This is a genomic window from Gilliamella sp. B14384G12, from assembly GCF_016101825.1.
Classification (GTDB): domain Bacteria; phylum Pseudomonadota; class Gammaproteobacteria; order Enterobacterales; family Orbaceae; genus Gilliamella; species Gilliamella apicola_N.
The window spans coordinates 1-538 of sequence record NZ_JACFPU010000041.1; the positions used below are offsets into that span (position 1 = coordinate 1).

At 29.7% G+C, this 538-nt stretch carries 1 protein-coding gene; it reads right to left on the bottom strand.

All coding sequences use genetic code 11. The features are described 5' to 3' along the window. Positions 1-538, bottom strand: a 538-nt coding sequence (locus tag H3S73_RS13570) for a hypothetical protein (RefSeq protein WP_198248924.1), incomplete at both ends; no start/stop codon positions are given.

A 538-nucleotide genomic window follows, 5' to 3' on the forward strand; every position in this document is an offset into this window, starting at 1 on the left:
GTTAAATAATAAAAATAATCTTGTGAAAAATTTGATATTGACTCCAAAATAGCATTGTAATCCTCTTTATCTTCCTCAAGAAACTGTCTCTCTTTTTCCAAATCAAGTAAATTATCATATTTAGCTCGTTCTTTCGCAATTTTTTCTTTAGTAGCTTGTACAATAGTATTCTCTAATCGAAATGCTCGAACATCTTTATAAAAGATATTTGTTTTATTTGTTTTAGGATCGTTTTTTTCTTCTAGATGTTTTCGCTTCTCTTCTTCACTCATGGGGATTTCAATATACCCCTGATTTAAATAGGTTTTTGTTTCAGTCCAACTAAGTGTTATATCTCTAGAATCCCAACGCCCTGTATAAATATAATCATAATAAGTAATATCTTTTGCTTTAGATATCTCTATCGATTCAATTTGGTTTCGATAATCATTAATAAGTGATAATGTTTTACGTAGGTGAAGACGCTCTTCACTAAAATACTTGCTTTTAGCAACTGAAGTTTTCACTACCGCATGATAAGCTGGCTTATATTCTTCTA